The organism is Streptomyces halobius (assembly GCF_023277745.1).
Taxonomy (GTDB): domain Bacteria; phylum Actinomycetota; class Actinomycetes; order Streptomycetales; family Streptomycetaceae; genus Streptomyces; species Streptomyces halobius.
On record NZ_CP086322.1, the window covers coordinates 5,535,550 to 5,550,606 of the forward strand.

Here is a 15,057-nt window from a genome sequence, read left to right on the forward strand (position 1 = left end):
AACGGCGACAAACCCCTGCGGGGGGTCGGCCGAAAACGTGCGGAGGTTACCGCGTCGGCTCGCGCCGCCGCTGGGCCGCATCGCTGATGCGCAGCAAAAGCGCCACCATCACCCAATTCGCCACCAACGACGACCCTCCTTTCGCAAGGAACGGCAACGCCTTGCCGGTGAGCGGGATCAGACCGGTCACCCCGCCGGTGACAACAAAGACCTGCAGCAGCAACGCCCCGACGAGCCCCACTGCCAGCAGCTTCCCGAACGGGTCGCGGGCAGTCAGCCCGACCCGGAGGCCGCGCTGGGCGAGCAGGGCGTACAGCAGCAGGATGGCCATCGTCCCGGCCAGGCCCAGCTCTTCGCCGACGGTGGTGAGGATGAAGTCGCTGTTGCCGGCGAAGCCGATCAGCTCCGGGTGGCCCTGTCCCAGGCCGCTGCCGCCGATGCCGCCGCTGCCGAAGCTGAACAGGGCCTGCCCCAGCTGATCGGACAGGCCCGCATCCCGGCCGTCGGGTGTGAACGCCGTCATCGGGTTCTGCCACGCCTCGATCCGCCCCTTGACATGCGGTTCGATGGAGCCGACGGTGATCGCGCCGACGGTGGCCATGGCCAGGCCGCAGAGCACCCAGCCGGTGCGTTCGGTGGCCATGTAGAGCATGATCACGAACACCCCGAAGAAGATCAGCGAGGTGCCCAGGTCGCGCTCGAAGACCAGCACCAGCAGGCTGATCACCCAGATCGTGAAGATCGGCGCGAGCTGGCGGCCGGGCGGCAGCTGGACGCCCAGGAAGCGGCGGCCGGTCAGCGCCAGCGCGTCGCGGTTGACCGTCAGATAGCCCGCGAAGAAGACCGCGATCGCGATCTTGACGAATTCGCCGGGCTGCAGCGACAGCGGGCCGATGAAGATCCAGCGTTTGGCGCCGAAGGTGTCGCCGGGGAAGAACGCCGGCGCCATCAGCATCACCAGCGCGACGGCCATCGTCAGATAGATGTAACGCTGTATCAGACGGTGGTCCCTGAGCACGAGCAGGACGACGATGCAGACCGCCACCCCGATGACCGTCCACACCAGCTGCCCGGAGGCGGCCGGCGCCATCTTCAGTCGTGGGGTGGCCACATAGGTGATGTCCAGGCGATGCAGCAGCACCAGGCCGATGCCGGTCAGCAGGGTGGCCAGCGGCAGGATCAGCGGGTCGGCGCGCGGCGCGGAGCGGCGGACGACCAGATGCGGGACCAGTGCCACGAAGAAGATGCTCGCCGCGAAGCGGGGCATGCCGTCGGGCAGCCGTCCGGTCATCGACAGGCCCGTGTAGACGTAGCCGAAGACGGTGATCAGGACGACCAGGGCGAGCAGCCATGCCTCGGTCCGGCGGCGGTTCGGCGCCTGGGCGAGCGCGGCGAACGTCATGGTGCGTTCGGCGTCGCTCTCCCGCTCCCCGGCCGCCGCCCGGGAAGCGTTCGTCAGTCCACGCACGGGATTCCTCCGCCTCGATCGTCGGAGCCGGGGCCCGTGTACGGGACGGTCCGGACATCGGCTCGGCAGTCGGGGAGGTAGACGTGGCAGCAGGGAGGAGGGTTGCCACGGAACCAGAAGGTGTGTCCGATTTGACATGGGAGCGAGGGCGTCCCGCGCGGGGGTCACACGCGGACCTCGGACGTCCCCCTCGCCACGTTGGCACTCCGCTTGACCGAGTGCTAACCACGTCATAGTCTCAGCGTTGGCACTCTCCACTGGGGAGTGCCAGACACACAGCGACGGGCAGGTCCGGCACCCGCGACGACGGATCCACCTGGTCGCCACCTCAGACAGTTAACCCCGTGAGATCTCCGAAGGGGGAGGTCGGATCGTGACGACCACCAGCTCCAAGGTTGCCATCAAGCCGCTTGAGGACCGCATCGTGGTCCAGCCGCTCGACGCCGAGCAGACCACGGCCTCGGGCCTGGTCATCCCGGACACCGCGAAGGAGAAGCCCCAGGAGGGCGCCGTCCTCGCCGTGGGCCCGGGCCGCTTCGAGAACGGCGAGCGCCTTCCGCTCGACGTCAAGGTCGGCGACGTGGTGCTCTACAGCAAGTACGGCGGCACCGAGGTGAAGTACAGCGGCGACGAGTACCTCGTTCTCTCGGCTCGTGACGTGCTCGCGATCATTGAGAAGTAAGGCACCCTGATTTGCCGTGATCTGCGCCCCTGGTTCCCGAGTCTGAACAACCCGGGGCAGGGGCGCAGTTCCGTTTGAGACAGCGGTCCCCACTGCGTGCCGAGGATCGCAATGAGAGGACTTGAAGCAACCCATGGCGAAGATCCTGAAGTTCGACGAGGACGCCCGGCGTGCCCTTGAGCGCGGCGTCAACAAGCTTGCCGACACGGTCAAGGTGACCATCGGCCCCAAGGGCCGCAATGTCGTCATCGACAAGAAGTTCGGCGCCCCGACCATCACCAACGACGGTGTCACCATCGCCCGTGAGGTCGAGATCGAGGACGCGTACGAGAACCTGGGCGCCCAGCTCGTGAAGGAGGTGGCGACCAAGACCAACGACATCGCGGGTGACGGCACCACCACCGCCACCGTGCTGGCCCAGGCGCTGGTCCGCGAGGGCCTGCGCAACGTCGCCGCGGGTGCCTCCCCGGCCGCCCTGAAGAAGGGCATCGACGCCGCGGTCAAGGCGATCTCCGACGAGCTGCTGGCGACCGCCCGCCCGATCGACGAGAAGTCCGACATCGCCGCCGTCGCCGGTCTGTCCGCTCAGGACAAGCAGGTCGGCGAGCTCATCGCCGAGGCGATGGACAAGGTCGGCAAGGACGGTGTCATCACCGTCGAGGAGTCCAACACCTTCGGTCTGGAGCTGGACTTCACCGAGGGCATGGCCTTCGACAAGGGCTACCTCTCGCCGTACATGGTCACCGACCAGGAGCGGATGGAGGCCGTCCTGGAGGACCCGTACATCCTCATCCACCAGGGCAAGATCTCCTCCATCCAGGACCTGCTGCCGCTGCTGGAGAAGGTCATCCAGGCGGGTGGCTCCAAGCCGCTGCTGATCATCGCCGAGGACGTCGAGGGCGAGGCCCTGTCGACCCTGGTCGTCAACAAGATCCGTGGCACGTTCAACGCCGTGGCCGTCAAGGCCCCCGGCTTCGGTGACCGCCGCAAGGCGATGCTCGGCGACATGGCCACCCTCACCGGTGCCACCGTCATCGCCGAGGAGGTCGGCCTCAAGCTCGACCAGGCCGGTATGGACGTGCTGGGCACCGCCCGCCGCGTGACCGTCACCAAGGACGACACCACCATCGTCGACGGCGGCGGCAAGGCCGAGGACACCGAGGCCCGCGTCGCGCAGATCAAGGCCGAGATCGAGACCACGGACTCCGACTGGGACCGCGAGAAGCTCCAGGAGCGCCTCGCCAAGCTCGCCGGCGGCGTCTGCGTGATCCGCGTGGGCGCGGCCACCGAGGTCGAGCTCAAGGAGAAGAAGCACCGTCTGGAGGACGCCATCTCCGCGACCCGCGCCGCGGTCGAGGAGGGCATCGTCTCCGGTGGTGGCTCCGCTCTGGTGCACGCCGTGAAGGTGCTGGACGGCAACCTCGGCAAGGAGGGCGACGAGGCCACCGGTGTCGCCGTCGTCCGCCGCGCCGCCGTCGAGCCGCTGCGCTGGATCGCGGAGAACGCCGGCCTTGAGGGCTACGTCGTGACCGCCAAGGTCGCCGAGCAGGACAAGGGCAACGGCTTCAACGCCGCCACCGGCGAGTACGTCGACCTGGTCAAGGCCGGCGTCATCGACCCGGTCAAGGTCACCCGCTCCGCCCTGGAGAACGCCGCCTCCATCGCCTCCCTGCTCCTCACGACCGAGACCCTGGTCGTCGAGAAGAAGGAAGAGGAAGCGGCCGCCGAGGCCGGTCACGGCCACGGCCACGCGCACTGACCTCACACGGCGTGTGAAGGCCCCTGTTCCCGCTGCTCAGCGGGGGGAACAGGGGCCTTTCGCGTACGGTCAGCCGGGCGCGCCGAGCTGTTGCGTGAGCCGGCTGGTGTCGTAGTGCCGCCGGGCTTCCTGGATCTTCCCGTCCCGGAAGCGGAAGACCGTGGTGCCGGTCGTGACGCACTTCTTGCCGGTCGGGGCGAGTCGACTGTCTGTGCGCATTTCATGACACCTCCCGAGAATGAGTGGCGCATGTCCGGCTTGGTGGCGATATATCGTCATTGTGAGGCCCGCCGTTGACGGGTCACGCCGAGTGACCCTGGGACCCCGGGTGCACCGGGTCCGCGAAGGGCAGGCCGGCCGCGAACCGGGCCACCTCGTCCAGCGCCCGGTCTGCCAGACGGTGGAGTTCGCCGCCCAGGGAGCCGGCGATGTGCGGGGTGAGCAGGACGTTCGGCAGGTCGTACAACGGGGAGCCGGGGGGCGGGAGTTCGGGCTCCGTCACATCCAGGACCGCGTGCAGTCGGCCCGTCAGCAGCTCGGGGAGCAGGGCCGTTTCGTCGACGAGGGAGCTGCGGGCGGTGTTGACGAGGGTCGCGCCGTCCGGCATCAGGGCCAGTTCGCGGGCGCCCAGCAGATGGCGGGTGGCGGGCAGCTCGGGGGCGTGCACGGTGACGATGTCGCTGTCCGCGCAGAGCGTGTCGAGGGGAACCGGTGTGGTGCCCAGCCGGGCCGCCTCGGCGGCGTCGACGTACGGGTCGTGCAGCAGAACGCGCAGATCGAAAGGGTGCAGCAGCTCGATGACGCGGCGGCCGATGCGGGAGGCGCCGACGACGCCGACGGTGCGGCCGTAGTTGCCGGCGCCGGACAGTTCACCATGCCAGTCGTGCCGGGCGCGCAGGGTGCGGTAGCGGTGGGCGGCGTGCAGCACGCGCTTGTTGGCGAAGAGGATCGCGGCGAGGGTGTATTCGGCGACGGGCAGCGCGTTCACGGAGGCGGCCGAGGCGACGGCGATGCCGCGTTGCCAGCAGGCTTCGGTGATGTGGTGTTTGACCGATCCGGCCGCGTGCACGACGGCACGCAGCCGGGGGGCCGCCGCCAGGACCGGTGCGGTGAGCGGCGGGGCACCCCAGCAGGTGAGCAGCACCTCGGCATCGGCGAGCGCGGCGGCCACCTCGGGCGTGGGCTCGGCCAACTCGTGTGCCACCAGCCGGGAGTCGGTACGGGTGAGGGCGGCGAGCCGGCTGTGGTGACGGGCGTCGAGGAGCCGGTCGGCGACGCCGGCCCCCATGGACAGCAGCAGCGAGGGCCGATCGGAGGGGACATCCGCAGGTCCGGGGGTGTTGTCAGTGGTCGGGTGCATGGTGGTGTCCATGCTCCTCTTCGTCACCCTCACACGAAAGCAGCGTCACTCGGCAGGACGGCACGACCACCCACTTATCTCTTCACCCACCCCAACGGGAGGATGCGGGTACCTCCCAGGCCCTCAAGACTGTGGGGGAGGGCCGCAGGACGGAGTCCGGAGGCCCGTCACCGCACCCGACAAACCCACGCCCGCCGCGTGGGGGGTACCTCCCACGCCTTCAGGCAGTGGGGAAGCAATGGCGAAACACCGCCCACGGCGGGAAAGCCAAACGTCGGCGCCCGTTATCGGGGCCCATACTTCCGCCCGGTCCGCGAGGTGAGGCCGCCCAACAGCCCGCGAGGAGCCAACTTCACCGCCCCCATCAGCGCCTTGTACCGCGGGTCCGGAATGGACAGCGACCTCCCCCGCGCCAGGTCCTTCATCGCCGCGTCCACCAACTTGTCCGCGTCCAGCCACATCCACCCGGGGATGTTGTCCGTCCCCATCCCGGCCCGCTGGTGGAACTCGGTCCGTACGAAGCCGGGGCACAGGGCCATCAGCCGCACCCCGCTGCCGGCCAGATCGCGCGCCGCCCCCTGCGTGAACTGCACCACCCACGCCTTGCTCGCGCCATACGTGCCGCGCGGCACGAACGCCGCCACCGACGCCACATTGATCACCGCCCCGCGTCGCCGGTCCCGCATCCCGCGTACCCCGGCGCTGGTCAGCCGCAGCACCGCCTCGCAGTGCACCTTCAGCATGGTCAGCTCGTCGGCCATCGGCACATCGAGGTATTCGCCCTTGTTGCCGAAGCCCGCGTTGTTCACCAGCAGATCCACCGGCCGCTTGGCGTCGGAGAGCCGCGCCTCGACGGCGGCGATACCGTCGTCGGCCGCCAGATCGGTGCTCAGCACCTCCGCCTCGATGCCGTGCCGGTCATGCAGTTCGGTGGCCTGCTCCCGCAGCCGCGTCTCGTCGCGCGCCACCAGCACCACGCTGTGGCCGTCGCTCGCGAGCCGCCGGGCGAACGCCGCCCCGATGCCCGCCGTCGCTCCCGTGATCAATGCAGTCGTCATACCGGGCAACGCTATCGGCCCCGGCAAGGCCGACGGCGCCCGCTGGCCGTCCAAACGCCGCCCCACCGGATTCCCGTGTCCCCCGCCCTCTCAACTGTCATGCTGCGCCACGTACTTGGCGGCTCTCGCCCGTTCTTCAGGGTGCAGCGCGTCCCCGGCCTCCAGCAGCCGCGGCAGCAGCTCCCGCTCCACGGTCAGGGCCCGGAACGCCAGCGCGACGCTCACCTCGTGGTCCGGGCGGTGCGCCAGCTCGATCGCGTCGCCGGCGCGGATCTCGCCCGGTTCCAGCACCCGCAGATACGCCCCGGGCATCCCCGCCGCCGTGAACCGCTTGATCCAGTCGTCCTCATCGAGCCAGCTCTGGAACAGCCGGCACGGGATCCGCGGCGAGGTCACCTCCAGCAGCAGCCGCGGGCCGATCTGCCAGCGCTCCCCGATCCGGGCGTTGTTGACATCGACGCCGCAGGTGGTGAGGTTCTCGCCGAAGACGCCGTTGGGCAGCGCGCGGCCCAGCTCCCGCTGCCAGAAGTCCAGGTCCTCCCGCGCGTAGGCGTACACCGCCTGGTCGTCCCCGCCGTGATGGCGGACGTCCTGCACCGCGTCACCCGCCAGCCCGCTCGCTCCGATGCCCCTGGGGCCGGGTGCGGCGACCGCCACCGAGCCGTCCACGGGCCGTTTGTCGATGCCCGTGCCGCCCTCGGCGGGAGTGAGCGCGGACGGCATGGGCCGCCCCAGATTCACGGTCAGCAGCCTCATGCGATGCCCCATAAGCACTCCAGGTACCCGTACAACAGCAAAGAGTAACCAAAGGCGACCGGCTCGACTTTCCCGAACTCTCCAAGCTCCGCTTATGCTCGGAAGCGTGATCGAGGCCCGTCATCTCCGTGTGCTGCGCGCCGTCTCCAGGACCGGCTCCTTCTCCGCCGCCGCGCGGGAGCTGGGCTGCACCCAGCCCGCCATCAGCCAGCAGATGAAGTCCCTGGAGCAGTCCGCGGGCACCCCGCTCCTGGTCCGTACGGGTCGTGAGATGCGGCTGACGCAGGCGGGCGAGGCGCTGGTCAGGCACGCCGTCGGCATCTTGGCCGGGCTCACCGCCGCCGAGGAGGAGGTCGCCGCGATCGCGGGCCTGCGGGCGGGCCGGGTGCGCCTGGTCTCGTTCCCCTCCGGCAGCTCGACGCTGGTGCCGACCACCCTGGCGAGGATGCGCGCGAAGCACCCGGGCACCCGGGTCTCGCTGGTCGAGGCGGAGCCGCCGCGCTCGGTCGAGATGCTGCGCAACGGCGACTGCGAGGTCGCGCTGGCCTTCCGCTACCCCGAGGTGCCCGGCGCGGACCCGGCGGCCGCCGCCGAGTGGGACGACCTGGTGGTCCGGCCGATCCTGTCGGACTGGCTGATCGGGCTGGTCCCGGACGGCCACCGGCTGGCGAAGGCCGGCACGGCGCGCTTCGCCGAACTCGCCGACGAGCCGTGGATCGCGGGTTGCCCGCGCTGTCGTACGCATCTTGTCGAGGTCTGCGAGAGCGCGGGCTTCACCCCGCGGATCGACTTCGCCACCGATGACTATCCGGCGGTGATCGGCCTGGTCGGCGCGGGGCTGGGCGTCGCCGCGCTGCCCGAGCTCGCGCTGGAGTCGGTACGTCCCAAGGGGGCGACGGCCGTACGGATGGAACCGCCGGTGCACCGGGAGATCGTCGCGCTCACACTGCCGGATCTGGCGCGGGTGCCCGCCGTCGAGGCGATGCTCGATCAGCTGGCGGAGGCGGCCCGTCGCTCGCGGGCGGGGGCACGCACGCACTGACGTGCGCAGGCGTGGGCGGTGGGAGCGCTCAAGCGCTCAAGAGGAGTTGGGTCGAAGGTGTTGCGCCGAAGGAGTGGCGGCGACGCTCAACGGGAGTGGTGCCGGGCGGGGCAGCGGGCCGGGCCCGGGCGTGCCCGGCGCGGCCCGGCCGGTTGCCGGCTCGACGCGGGGATTCCCGGAGGTCAGACGTTTCGGACGGTCAGCCGCGGGTGGCGCCGGCGTGGCTGGCGAGGGAGGTCGCGGGGATCAGCCGGTGGCGGGCCCGGCCCATCAGTTCCTCACGTTCGTCCTCGGTCAGGCCGCCCCAGACCCCGTAGGGCTCGCGGACAGCCAGGGCATGCGCCGCGCATTCGGCCCGGACGGGGCAGCGCATGCACACCTCCTTCGCCGATGTCTCACGCGCGCTGCGGGCCGCACCCCGCTCGCCCTCAGGATGAAAGAAGAGGGAGCTGTCCACGCCGCGGCAGGCGGCCAGCAGCTGCCAGTCCCAGAGGTCTGCGTTCGGGCCCGGGAGGCGGGAGAAATCTGCCATTGCTTGTCCCCTCGAAGCGATGCTGTGTCGGGCTCGGTGCTCAAGACCGTACATCTACTGTCTAAGTAGATGTAAATATGACTCATTGCGAATCTAGCGGCAGACGCCGGGAAAATGGAAGAAAGAGGGCCAAATAGGGCATAAGGTGCACGGGCGGAGGCCGTTCGTACCCGTGCGACGCCTGCGTATCCGGCTCCTTACGGAGCGTGCTGAAGTCGGTCGCCGAAGCCGTAACTCTTTCGAGTGACCGTCGTTGAGTGTGCGGAGGCGGTTGACAGAGGTAGCCGTCGGGCAGGTGTCCGAGGGCCGTCAATCGCACAGGTGACGATACGTACCAGCCTGGAGGCTCAAGGTGACGCGCATCAGCTGCGGAGGGCGGTCATGACATCCGTCCTCGTCTGCGACGACTCCCCGCTTGCCCGAGAGGCGCTCCGACGGGCGGTTGCGACCGTGCCCGGCGTCGAGCGTGTGACGACCGCGGCCAACGGCGAGGAAGTCCTCCGCCGCTGGGGGGCCGATCGCTCGGACCTGATTCTGATGGACGTGCGGATGCCCGGACTCGGCGGTGTCGAGACCGTGCGCCGGCTGCTGTCCGCCGACCCCGGCGCCCGGATCATCATGCTCACGGTGGCCGAGGACCTGGACGGCGTCGCGCTCGCGGTCGCCGCCGGCGCCCGCGGCTATCTGCACAAGGACGCCTCACGCGCCGAGCTGCGCGCGACGGTGACCCAGGCGCTCGCCGACCCGACGTGGCGGCTCGCCCCGCGCCGGCTGCGGTCCGCCGAGATGGGTGCCGCGCCGACGCTCACCGCGCGCGAGATCCAGGTGCTGGAGGGCATGAGTCACGGCCGCTCCAACGCCGAGATCGGACGTGAGCTGTTCCTCTCCGAGGACACCGTCAAGACGCACGCCCGGCGGCTCTTCAAGAAGCTCGGCGCCTCCGACCGCGCACACGCGGTGGCACTGGGTTTCCGCTGGGGGCTGGTCCGCTGAACCCGCTGTGCAACCGGGGTTACGGCGACGGCCCATCCGCTCGGGTGGCGAACGTCGTAACCCCGCCGCGTCGACGCTCGGCGCCGAAACCTCACGCGATACCGCATCCTTGAGGTGTGACTCCTCCCCGGCGGAGGCCGGGGCTTCTCACTCGGCCAGAAGAGACCTCATGACGGACAAGCCCTGCCCGGTGCCCTACGGCACGGATACAAGCTACCGGCGAGGGCTCGGGGCCGGTATGGGTACAACCCGAACGGGGGAGGCGTGGGACGTGAGTGCTAGCGCGACGGCGCGTAACGGTTCGGTGCACAACAACGGGGGTGGTGCCGTGGGCAGCTCCGCGCCAAGGCACCATGGACCGATGCGCGAGGACGGGAACCAGGAGATCGGTGATCTCGTCGCACGCGCCGTCGAGGGTGACCGCCAGGCCACGCACGATCTGCTGGCCCATGTGCACCCCCTCGCCCTGCGCTACTGCCGCACCCGGCTGTCCCGGCTGCCGGGTGACGCCAGACACTTCGTCGAGGACCTGGCGCAGGAGGTCTGTGTCGCGGTGCTCTGCGCGCTGCCGCGCTACCGCGACACCGGAAAGCCCTTCGAGGCGTTCGTCTTCGCCATCGCCGCCCACAAGGTCGCCGATCTGCAGCGGGCCGCGATGCGCGGTCCGGGCAGTACCGCCGTGCCGTCCGACGAGATGCCCGAGCAGCCGGACGACTCCCTCGGGCCCGAGGAGCGGGCGCTGCTCAGCAGCGACGCGGAGTGGGCCAAGAAGCTGCTGGCGAATCTGCCGGAGAACCAGCGTGAGCTGGTGCTGCTGCGGGTCGCGGTGGGGCTGACAGCGGAGGAGACCGGGCAGATGCTGGGAATGTCACCAGGCGCGGTGCGGGTCGCGCAGCACCGCGCGCTGAGCCGGCTCCGGGCACTCGCGGAGCAGTAGCCCCGCGGTGGCCGCCTCCGTGCACGGCGGGATGTCGCCGTAGAAAAGCACGAGTGATGAGGCCCTCATCGGTCGTGGAATGGGACACCCCTCCAGGCCGTTAGCATGGGAGTCCGCGCTGAGGCAAGAGCATTGGGGAAGGTGTCATGAGTGACAACGTCGACGGTATGCCCGCCAAATTCGCCATGCTCGGGCTGACATACGACGACGTCCTGCTGTTGCCCGGTGCGTCGGAGGTGCTGCCCAACGCCGTCAGCACCGCCTCCCGGGTCTCGCGGAACGTCACCGTCAACATCCCGCTGCTGTCCGCCGCGATGGACAAGGTCACCGAGGCGCGGATGGCCATCGCCATGGCGCGTCAGGGCGGCGCCGGTGTGCTGCACCGCAATCTCTCCATCGAGGACCAGGCCAACCAGGTCGATCTGGTCAAGCGCTCCGAGTCCGGCATGGTCACCGACCCGATCACGGTCCGCCCCGATGCCACGCTCGCCGAGGCCGACGCGCTGTGCGCCAAGTTCCGCATCAGCGGCGTCCCGGTCACCGACGACGCGGGCCGGCTGCTGGGCATCGTCACCAACCGCGATATGGCCTTCGAGATGGACCGGAGCCGGCAGGTCCGCGAGGTCATGACGCCGATGCCGCTGGTCACCGGCAAGGTCGGCATCTCCGGCGAGGACGCCATCGAGCTGCTGCGCCGCCACAAGATCGAGAAGCTGCCGCTGGTCGATGACGCGGGTGTGCTCAAGGGCCTGATCACGGTCAAGGACTTCGTCAAGGCGGAGAAGTACCCGAACGCCGCCAAGGACGCCGAGGGCCGGCTGGTCGTCGGCGCCGCGGTGGGCGTCGGCGACGCCGCGTACGAGCGGGCGCAGGCGCTGGTCGAGGCCGGTGCCGACTTCCTCGTCGTGGACAGCGCGCACGGCCACAGCCGCGGCATCCTCGACATGATCGCCAAGATCAAGTCCAACATCAGTGTGGATGTCGTCGGCGGCAACGTCGCCACCCGGGACGGTGCGCAGGCGCTGATCGACGCGGGCGCGGACGGCATCAAGGTCGGTGTCGGCCCCGGCTCCATCTGCACCACCCGCGTCGTCGCGGGCGTCGGTGTTCCGCAGGTCACCGCGATCCACGAGGCCGCGCAGGCCGCGAACGCGGCGGGGGTGCCGCTGATCGGTGACGGCGGGCTGCAGTTCTCCGGCGACATCGCCAAGGCCATCGCGGCCGGCGCGGACACCGTCATGCTGGGCTCGCTGCTGGCCGGCTGCGAGGAGTCGCCGGGCGAGATGGTCTTCATCAACGGCAAGCAGTTCAAGTCCTACCGCGGGATGGGCTCGCTGGGTGCGATGCAGTCCCGGGACCGGGGCAGGTCCTTCTCGAAGGACCGTTACTTCCAGGACAACGTCCTCTCCGAGGACAAGCTGGTCCCCGAGGGCATCGAGGGCCAGGTGCCCTACCGCGGCCCGCTGGCCTCGGTCGCCCACCAGCTCGTCGGCGGTCTGCGCGCCTCCATGGGCTACGTCGGCTCCGCCGACATCCCCGAGCTCAAGGAGAAGGGCCGGTTCGTCCGGATCACGGCGGCGGGGCTGAAGGAGTCGCACCCGCACGACGTCCAGATGGTTACCGAGGCGCCGAACTACGCGCGGCGCTAGCCGATGCTGGACACGCCCTAGCACGGCCCTACCGTGGAGCCCGCGACCGCACCCCGGCCGCGGGCTCCGGTGTGTCGGGGATACTGGAACCGCAGACGTAGAGGAAAGGCCACACACGTGACTGAGATCGAGATCGGACGCGGCAAGCGCGGCCGCCGGGCATACGCCTTCGACGACATCGCCGTCGTACCGAGTCGCCGCACCCGCGACCCGAAGGAGGTCTCGATCGCCTGGCAGATCGACGCCTACCGTTTCGAGCTGCCGTTCCTGGCCGCTCCGATGGACTCGGTGGTTTCGCCGCAGACCGCCATCCGCATCGGTGAGCTGGGCGGCCTGGGCGTCCTCAACCTGGAGGGTCTGTGGACCCGGTACGAGGACCCGGAGCCGCTGCTCGCGGAGATCGCGGAGCTGGACGACGCCTCCGCCACCAAGCGGCTGCAGGAGATCTACGCCGCGCCGATCAGGGAAGAGCTGATCGGGCAGCGGATCAAGGAGGTGCGCGACTCCGGTGTCGTCACCGCCGCCGCGCTGTCGCCGCAGCGGACCGCCCAGTTCTCCAAGGCGGTCGTGGACGCGGGCGTGGACATCTTCGTGATCCGCGGTACGACGGTGTCGGCCGAGCATGTGTCGGGCGCCGCCGAGCCGCTGAATCTGAAGCAGTTCATCTACGAGCTGGACGTTCCGGTGATCGTCGGCGGCTGCGCCACGTACACCGCGGCGCTGCACCTGATGCGGACCGGCGCGGCCGGTGTGCTGGTCGGCTTCGGCGGCGGCGCCGCGCACACCACGCGTAATGTGCTCGGAATCCAGGTGCCCATGGCGACGGCGGTCGCCGATGTCGCCGCGGCCCGCCGGGATTACATGGACGAGTCCGGCGGCCGCTACGTCCACGTCATCGCCGATGGCGGCGTCGGCTGGTCCGGCGACCTGCCGAAGGCGATCGCCTGTGGCGCGGACGCGGTCATGATGGGCTCGCCGCTCGCGCGCGCGACGGACGCGCCGGGCCGCGGCCACCACTGGGGCATGGAGGCGGTGCACGAGGACGTGCCGCGCGGCAAGCGGATGGACCTGGGTGCGGTCGGCACGACCGAGGAGATCCTGTGCGGTCCCTCGACCACGCCGGACGGGTCGATGAACTTCTTCGGGGCGCTGCGGCGGGCGATGGCGACCACCGGGTACTCGGAGCTGAAGGAGTTTCAGCGGGTTGAGGTGACTGTCGCGCCGCGACGTTGAGCCGAACGTTGCCGGGTGTTCCGCCGTGCCTCGTCTGTTGTCCTGTCCCCGCCTTCGGCGGGAGCGGGGGTGGTTGTGGGGTGGCCGCGTCGCGTGAGTGGGGGTGCGGTGCCGGGCCTCCGGACTTCGTCCTGCGGCCCACCACCTCCCGCCGGGTACGCGCCACCCCTGGATGGGGGAACGGAAAGAGCAGTAGGTGGCCCGGGGGGAGAGTGCGGCGGCCTGACGGCGTACGCCTACAGCCGGTGCGCCGCTCCCGTCGGCGTCGCCCCGCGAGTGTCGAGCAGCAGCTGCGCCTTCACCGCCAGTCCCTGCATGTCGTACGTCCGGTGGGACTGGAGCAGGACCGTCAGGTCCGCGTCGGCGGCCGCCTCGTAGAGGGAATCCGCGCGGGGGACCGGGCGGTCCAGGACGTGCCACTGGGGGACGAAGGGGTCGTGGTACGTGAGGTGGGCGCCGAGTTCCATGAGGCGGGAGGCGATTTCGCGGGCCGGTGAGCCCTCTTGGTCACCGATGTCCGGTTTGTAGGTGACGCCCAGGAGGAGCACGCGGGCGCCGCGGGCGGACTTGCCGTGTTCGTTGAGGAGCGTGGCGCAGCGCTGGATGACATAGCGCGGCATCCGGTCGTTGACCTCTTGCGCGAGCTCGACCATGCGGAGCGGGTAGCTCGGTGAACGGCCTTTGCGGGAAAGGTGTTTGGGGTCGATGGGGGCCGCGTGGCCGCCCATGCCGGGCCCGGGGCGGAATGCCTGGAAGCCGAAGGGCTTGGTCTCGGCGCAGCGGATGACGTCCCAGAGGTCGACGCCGATGTCATGGCAGAAGACCGCCATCTCGTTCATCAGGGCGATGTTGATGTGGCGGTAGTTGGTCTCCAGGAGCTTGGTGGTTTCGGCTTCGCGGGGGCCTTTGGCGCGTACGACCTTGTCGGTGAGGCGGCCGTAGAAGGTGGCGGCCGCTTCGGTGCAGGCGGGGGTGAGGCCGCCGATGACCTTGGGTGTGTTGCCGTAGCGGTGGGTGCGGTTGCCGGGGTCGTGGCGGCTGGGGGAGCAGGCGAGATGGAAGTCGCGTCCGGCGACGAGTCCCGAGCCTTCTTCGAGGAGGGGACGCAGGAACTCCTCGGTGGTGCCCGGATGGACGGTGGATTCGAGGATGACCGTGGTGTGCGGGCGCAGCTGGGCGGCCAGCGCGCGCGCCGCGTCGGCGAGGGTGGTCAGGTCCAGGGCGTGGTCCTCGCCGAGCGGTGTGTCGGCGCTGATGACGGCCGTACGGACCTTGCTGAGGGCGGCGGGGTTGGTGGTGGTGCGGAAGCCGGCGGCGCGCAGGCGGCGGATCTCGGTGGCGGACAGCGGCCCGTCGTTGCCCGAGGGGGCGGCGGCGCGTGGGTCGGGGTCGTAGCCGATGGTGCTGATGCCGGCGGTGGTGGCGGCCTGGGCGAGGGGGAGGCCCAGGTGTCCGAGTCCGATGACGGCGAGGTCTGCGGGCATGGCTTACTGCCGTCCTTCCCGAGCGATTCCGGATGGCGCATAAGTAGACTAAGCGGACATTTGACCCAGAATGGGGATTGGTCGATCAAGGTGGCGGGGTGTTG

General features: G+C 70.1%; 14 protein-coding genes. 7 read left to right on the forward strand and 7 right to left on the reverse strand.

Annotation, left to right across the window (positions count from 1 at the left end):
- Positions 1–46: 46 nt before the first annotated feature.
- Positions 47–1,402, reverse strand: coding sequence for an FtsW/RodA/SpoVE family cell cycle protein (locus K9S39_RS25225; RefSeq protein ID WP_248868953.1), 1,356 nt, complete (start codon positions 1,400–1,402; stop codon positions 47–49).
- Positions 1,403–1,841: 439 nt separating this feature from the next.
- Between K9S39_RS25225 and groES the strand changes: the two genes are divergently transcribed.
- Positions 1,842–2,150: a co-chaperone GroES gene (groES, locus tag K9S39_RS25230; RefSeq protein WP_248865594.1), complete on the forward strand. Its 309-nt coding sequence runs from the start codon at positions 1,842–1,844 to the stop codon at positions 2,148–2,150.
- A 133-nt stretch (positions 2,151–2,283) separates the two neighbouring features.
- The gene (gene groL / locus K9S39_RS25235; RefSeq protein ID WP_248868954.1) at positions 2,284–3,909 is read left to right on the forward strand and encodes a chaperonin GroEL; all 1,626 of its coding nucleotides are present in this window, start codon (positions 2,284–2,286) and stop codon (positions 3,907–3,909) included.
- Between the two features lie 69 nt (positions 3,910–3,978).
- On the opposite strand, the gene K9S39_RS25240 is transcribed toward groL, so the two are convergent.
- The 4 genes from K9S39_RS25240 to K9S39_RS25255 all read right to left on the reverse strand — a co-directional run bounded on the left by K9S39_RS25240 (position 3,979) and on the right by K9S39_RS25255 (position 7,083).
- Positions 3,979–4,128, reverse strand: a complete 150-nt coding sequence (locus K9S39_RS25240) for an ester cyclase (RefSeq protein ID WP_248865595.1) — start codon at positions 4,126–4,128, stop codon at positions 3,979–3,981.
- Positions 4,129–4,210: 82 nt separating this feature from the next.
- Positions 4,211–5,269, reverse strand: coding sequence for a hydroxyacid dehydrogenase (locus tag K9S39_RS25245; protein ID WP_248868955.1), 1,059 nt, complete (start codon positions 5,267–5,269; stop codon positions 4,211–4,213).
- Positions 5,270–5,553: 284 nt separating this feature from the next.
- The gene (locus K9S39_RS25250) at positions 5,554–6,327 is read right to left on the reverse strand and encodes an SDR family NAD(P)-dependent oxidoreductase (RefSeq protein WP_248865596.1); all 774 of its coding nucleotides are present in this window, start codon (positions 6,325–6,327) and stop codon (positions 5,554–5,556) included.
- Positions 6,328–6,417: 90 nt separating this feature from the next.
- Positions 6,418–7,083, reverse strand: coding sequence for an MOSC domain-containing protein (locus K9S39_RS25255; RefSeq protein ID WP_248865597.1), 666 nt, complete (start codon positions 7,081–7,083; stop codon positions 6,418–6,420).
- 106 nt (positions 7,084–7,189) lie between these two features.
- Between K9S39_RS25255 and K9S39_RS25260 the strand changes: the two genes are divergently transcribed.
- A complete protein-coding gene (locus K9S39_RS25260; protein WP_248865598.1) occupies positions 7,190–8,125 on the forward strand; it encodes a LysR family transcriptional regulator in 936 nt (311 codons plus the stop codon).
- 199 nt (positions 8,126–8,324) lie between these two features.
- On the opposite strand, the gene K9S39_RS25265 is transcribed toward K9S39_RS25260, so the two are convergent.
- Positions 8,325–8,657 carry a WhiB family transcriptional regulator gene (locus K9S39_RS25265; protein ID WP_248865599.1) on the reverse strand — a complete coding sequence of 111 codons (333 nt, stop codon included), beginning with the start codon at positions 8,655–8,657 and terminating at the stop codon, positions 8,325–8,327.
- Between the two features lie 381 nt (positions 8,658–9,038).
- Here K9S39_RS25265 and K9S39_RS25270 point away from each other — a divergent pair, with 381 nt between their 5' ends.
- The 4 genes from K9S39_RS25270 to K9S39_RS25285 all read left to right on the forward strand — a co-directional run bounded on the left by K9S39_RS25270 (position 9,039) and on the right by K9S39_RS25285 (position 13,469).
- Positions 9,039–9,650 (forward strand): response regulator transcription factor, encoded by a 612-nt coding sequence (locus tag K9S39_RS25270; protein WP_003948568.1) that lies wholly within the window; start codon positions 9,039–9,041, stop codon positions 9,648–9,650.
- A 361-nt stretch (positions 9,651–10,011) separates the two neighbouring features.
- A complete protein-coding gene (locus K9S39_RS25275; protein WP_283112787.1) occupies positions 10,012–10,587 on the forward strand; it encodes a sigma-70 family RNA polymerase sigma factor in 576 nt (191 codons plus the stop codon).
- A gap of 146 nt (positions 10,588–10,733) precedes the next feature.
- Positions 10,734–12,236 (forward strand): IMP dehydrogenase, encoded by a 1,503-nt coding sequence (gene guaB / locus K9S39_RS25280; RefSeq protein ID WP_248865601.1) that lies wholly within the window; start codon positions 10,734–10,736, stop codon positions 12,234–12,236.
- Between the two features lie 117 nt (positions 12,237–12,353).
- The gene (locus K9S39_RS25285) at positions 12,354–13,469 is read left to right on the forward strand and encodes a GuaB3 family IMP dehydrogenase-related protein (RefSeq protein ID WP_248865602.1); all 1,116 of its coding nucleotides are present in this window, start codon (positions 12,354–12,356) and stop codon (positions 13,467–13,469) included.
- Between the two features lie 236 nt (positions 13,470–13,705).
- Here the strand turns inward: K9S39_RS25285 and K9S39_RS25290 are convergent, their stop codons facing one another.
- Complete coding sequence (locus tag K9S39_RS25290; RefSeq protein WP_248865603.1) at positions 13,706–14,953, reverse strand: nucleotide sugar dehydrogenase; 1,248 nt, start codon at positions 14,951–14,953, stop codon at positions 13,706–13,708.
- Between the last annotated feature and the right edge of the window lie 104 nt (positions 14,954–15,057).

What these genes read in the sequence shown, in the direction of transcription:
- K9S39_RS25225 (WP_248868953.1), bottom strand. Translation starts at nt 1,402, where the DNA reads ATGACGTTCGCCGCGCTCGCCCAGGCGCCGAACCGCCGCCGGACCGAG.
- groL (WP_248868954.1), top strand. Translation starts at nt 2,284, where the DNA reads ATGGCGAAGATCCTGAAGTTCGACGAGGACGCCCGGCGTGCCCTTGAG.
- K9S39_RS25240 (WP_248865595.1), bottom strand. Translation starts at nt 4,128, where the DNA reads ATGCGCACAGACAGTCGACTCGCCCCGACCGGCAAGAAGTGCGTCACG.
- K9S39_RS25245 (WP_248868955.1), bottom strand. Translation starts at nt 5,269, where the DNA reads ATGCACCCGACCACTGACAACACCCCCGGACCTGCGGATGTCCCCTCC.
- K9S39_RS25250 (WP_248865596.1), bottom strand. Translation starts at nt 6,327, where the DNA reads ATGACGACTGCATTGATCACGGGAGCGACGGCGGGCATCGGGGCGGCG.
- K9S39_RS25255 (WP_248865597.1), bottom strand. Translation starts at nt 7,083, where the DNA reads ATGAGGCTGCTGACCGTGAATCTGGGGCGGCCCATGCCGTCCGCGCTC.
- K9S39_RS25265 (WP_248865599.1), bottom strand. Translation starts at nt 8,657, where the DNA reads ATGGCAGATTTCTCCCGCCTCCCGGGCCCGAACGCAGACCTCTGGGAC.
- K9S39_RS25270 (WP_003948568.1), top strand. Translation starts at nt 9,039, where the DNA reads ATGACATCCGTCCTCGTCTGCGACGACTCCCCGCTTGCCCGAGAGGCG.
- K9S39_RS25275 (WP_283112787.1), top strand. Translation starts at nt 10,012, where the DNA reads ATGCGCGAGGACGGGAACCAGGAGATCGGTGATCTCGTCGCACGCGCC.
- guaB (WP_248865601.1), top strand. Translation starts at nt 10,734, where the DNA reads ATGAGTGACAACGTCGACGGTATGCCCGCCAAATTCGCCATGCTCGGG.
- K9S39_RS25290 (WP_248865603.1), bottom strand. Translation starts at nt 14,953, where the DNA reads ATGCCCGCAGACCTCGCCGTCATCGGACTCGGACACCTGGGCCTCCCC.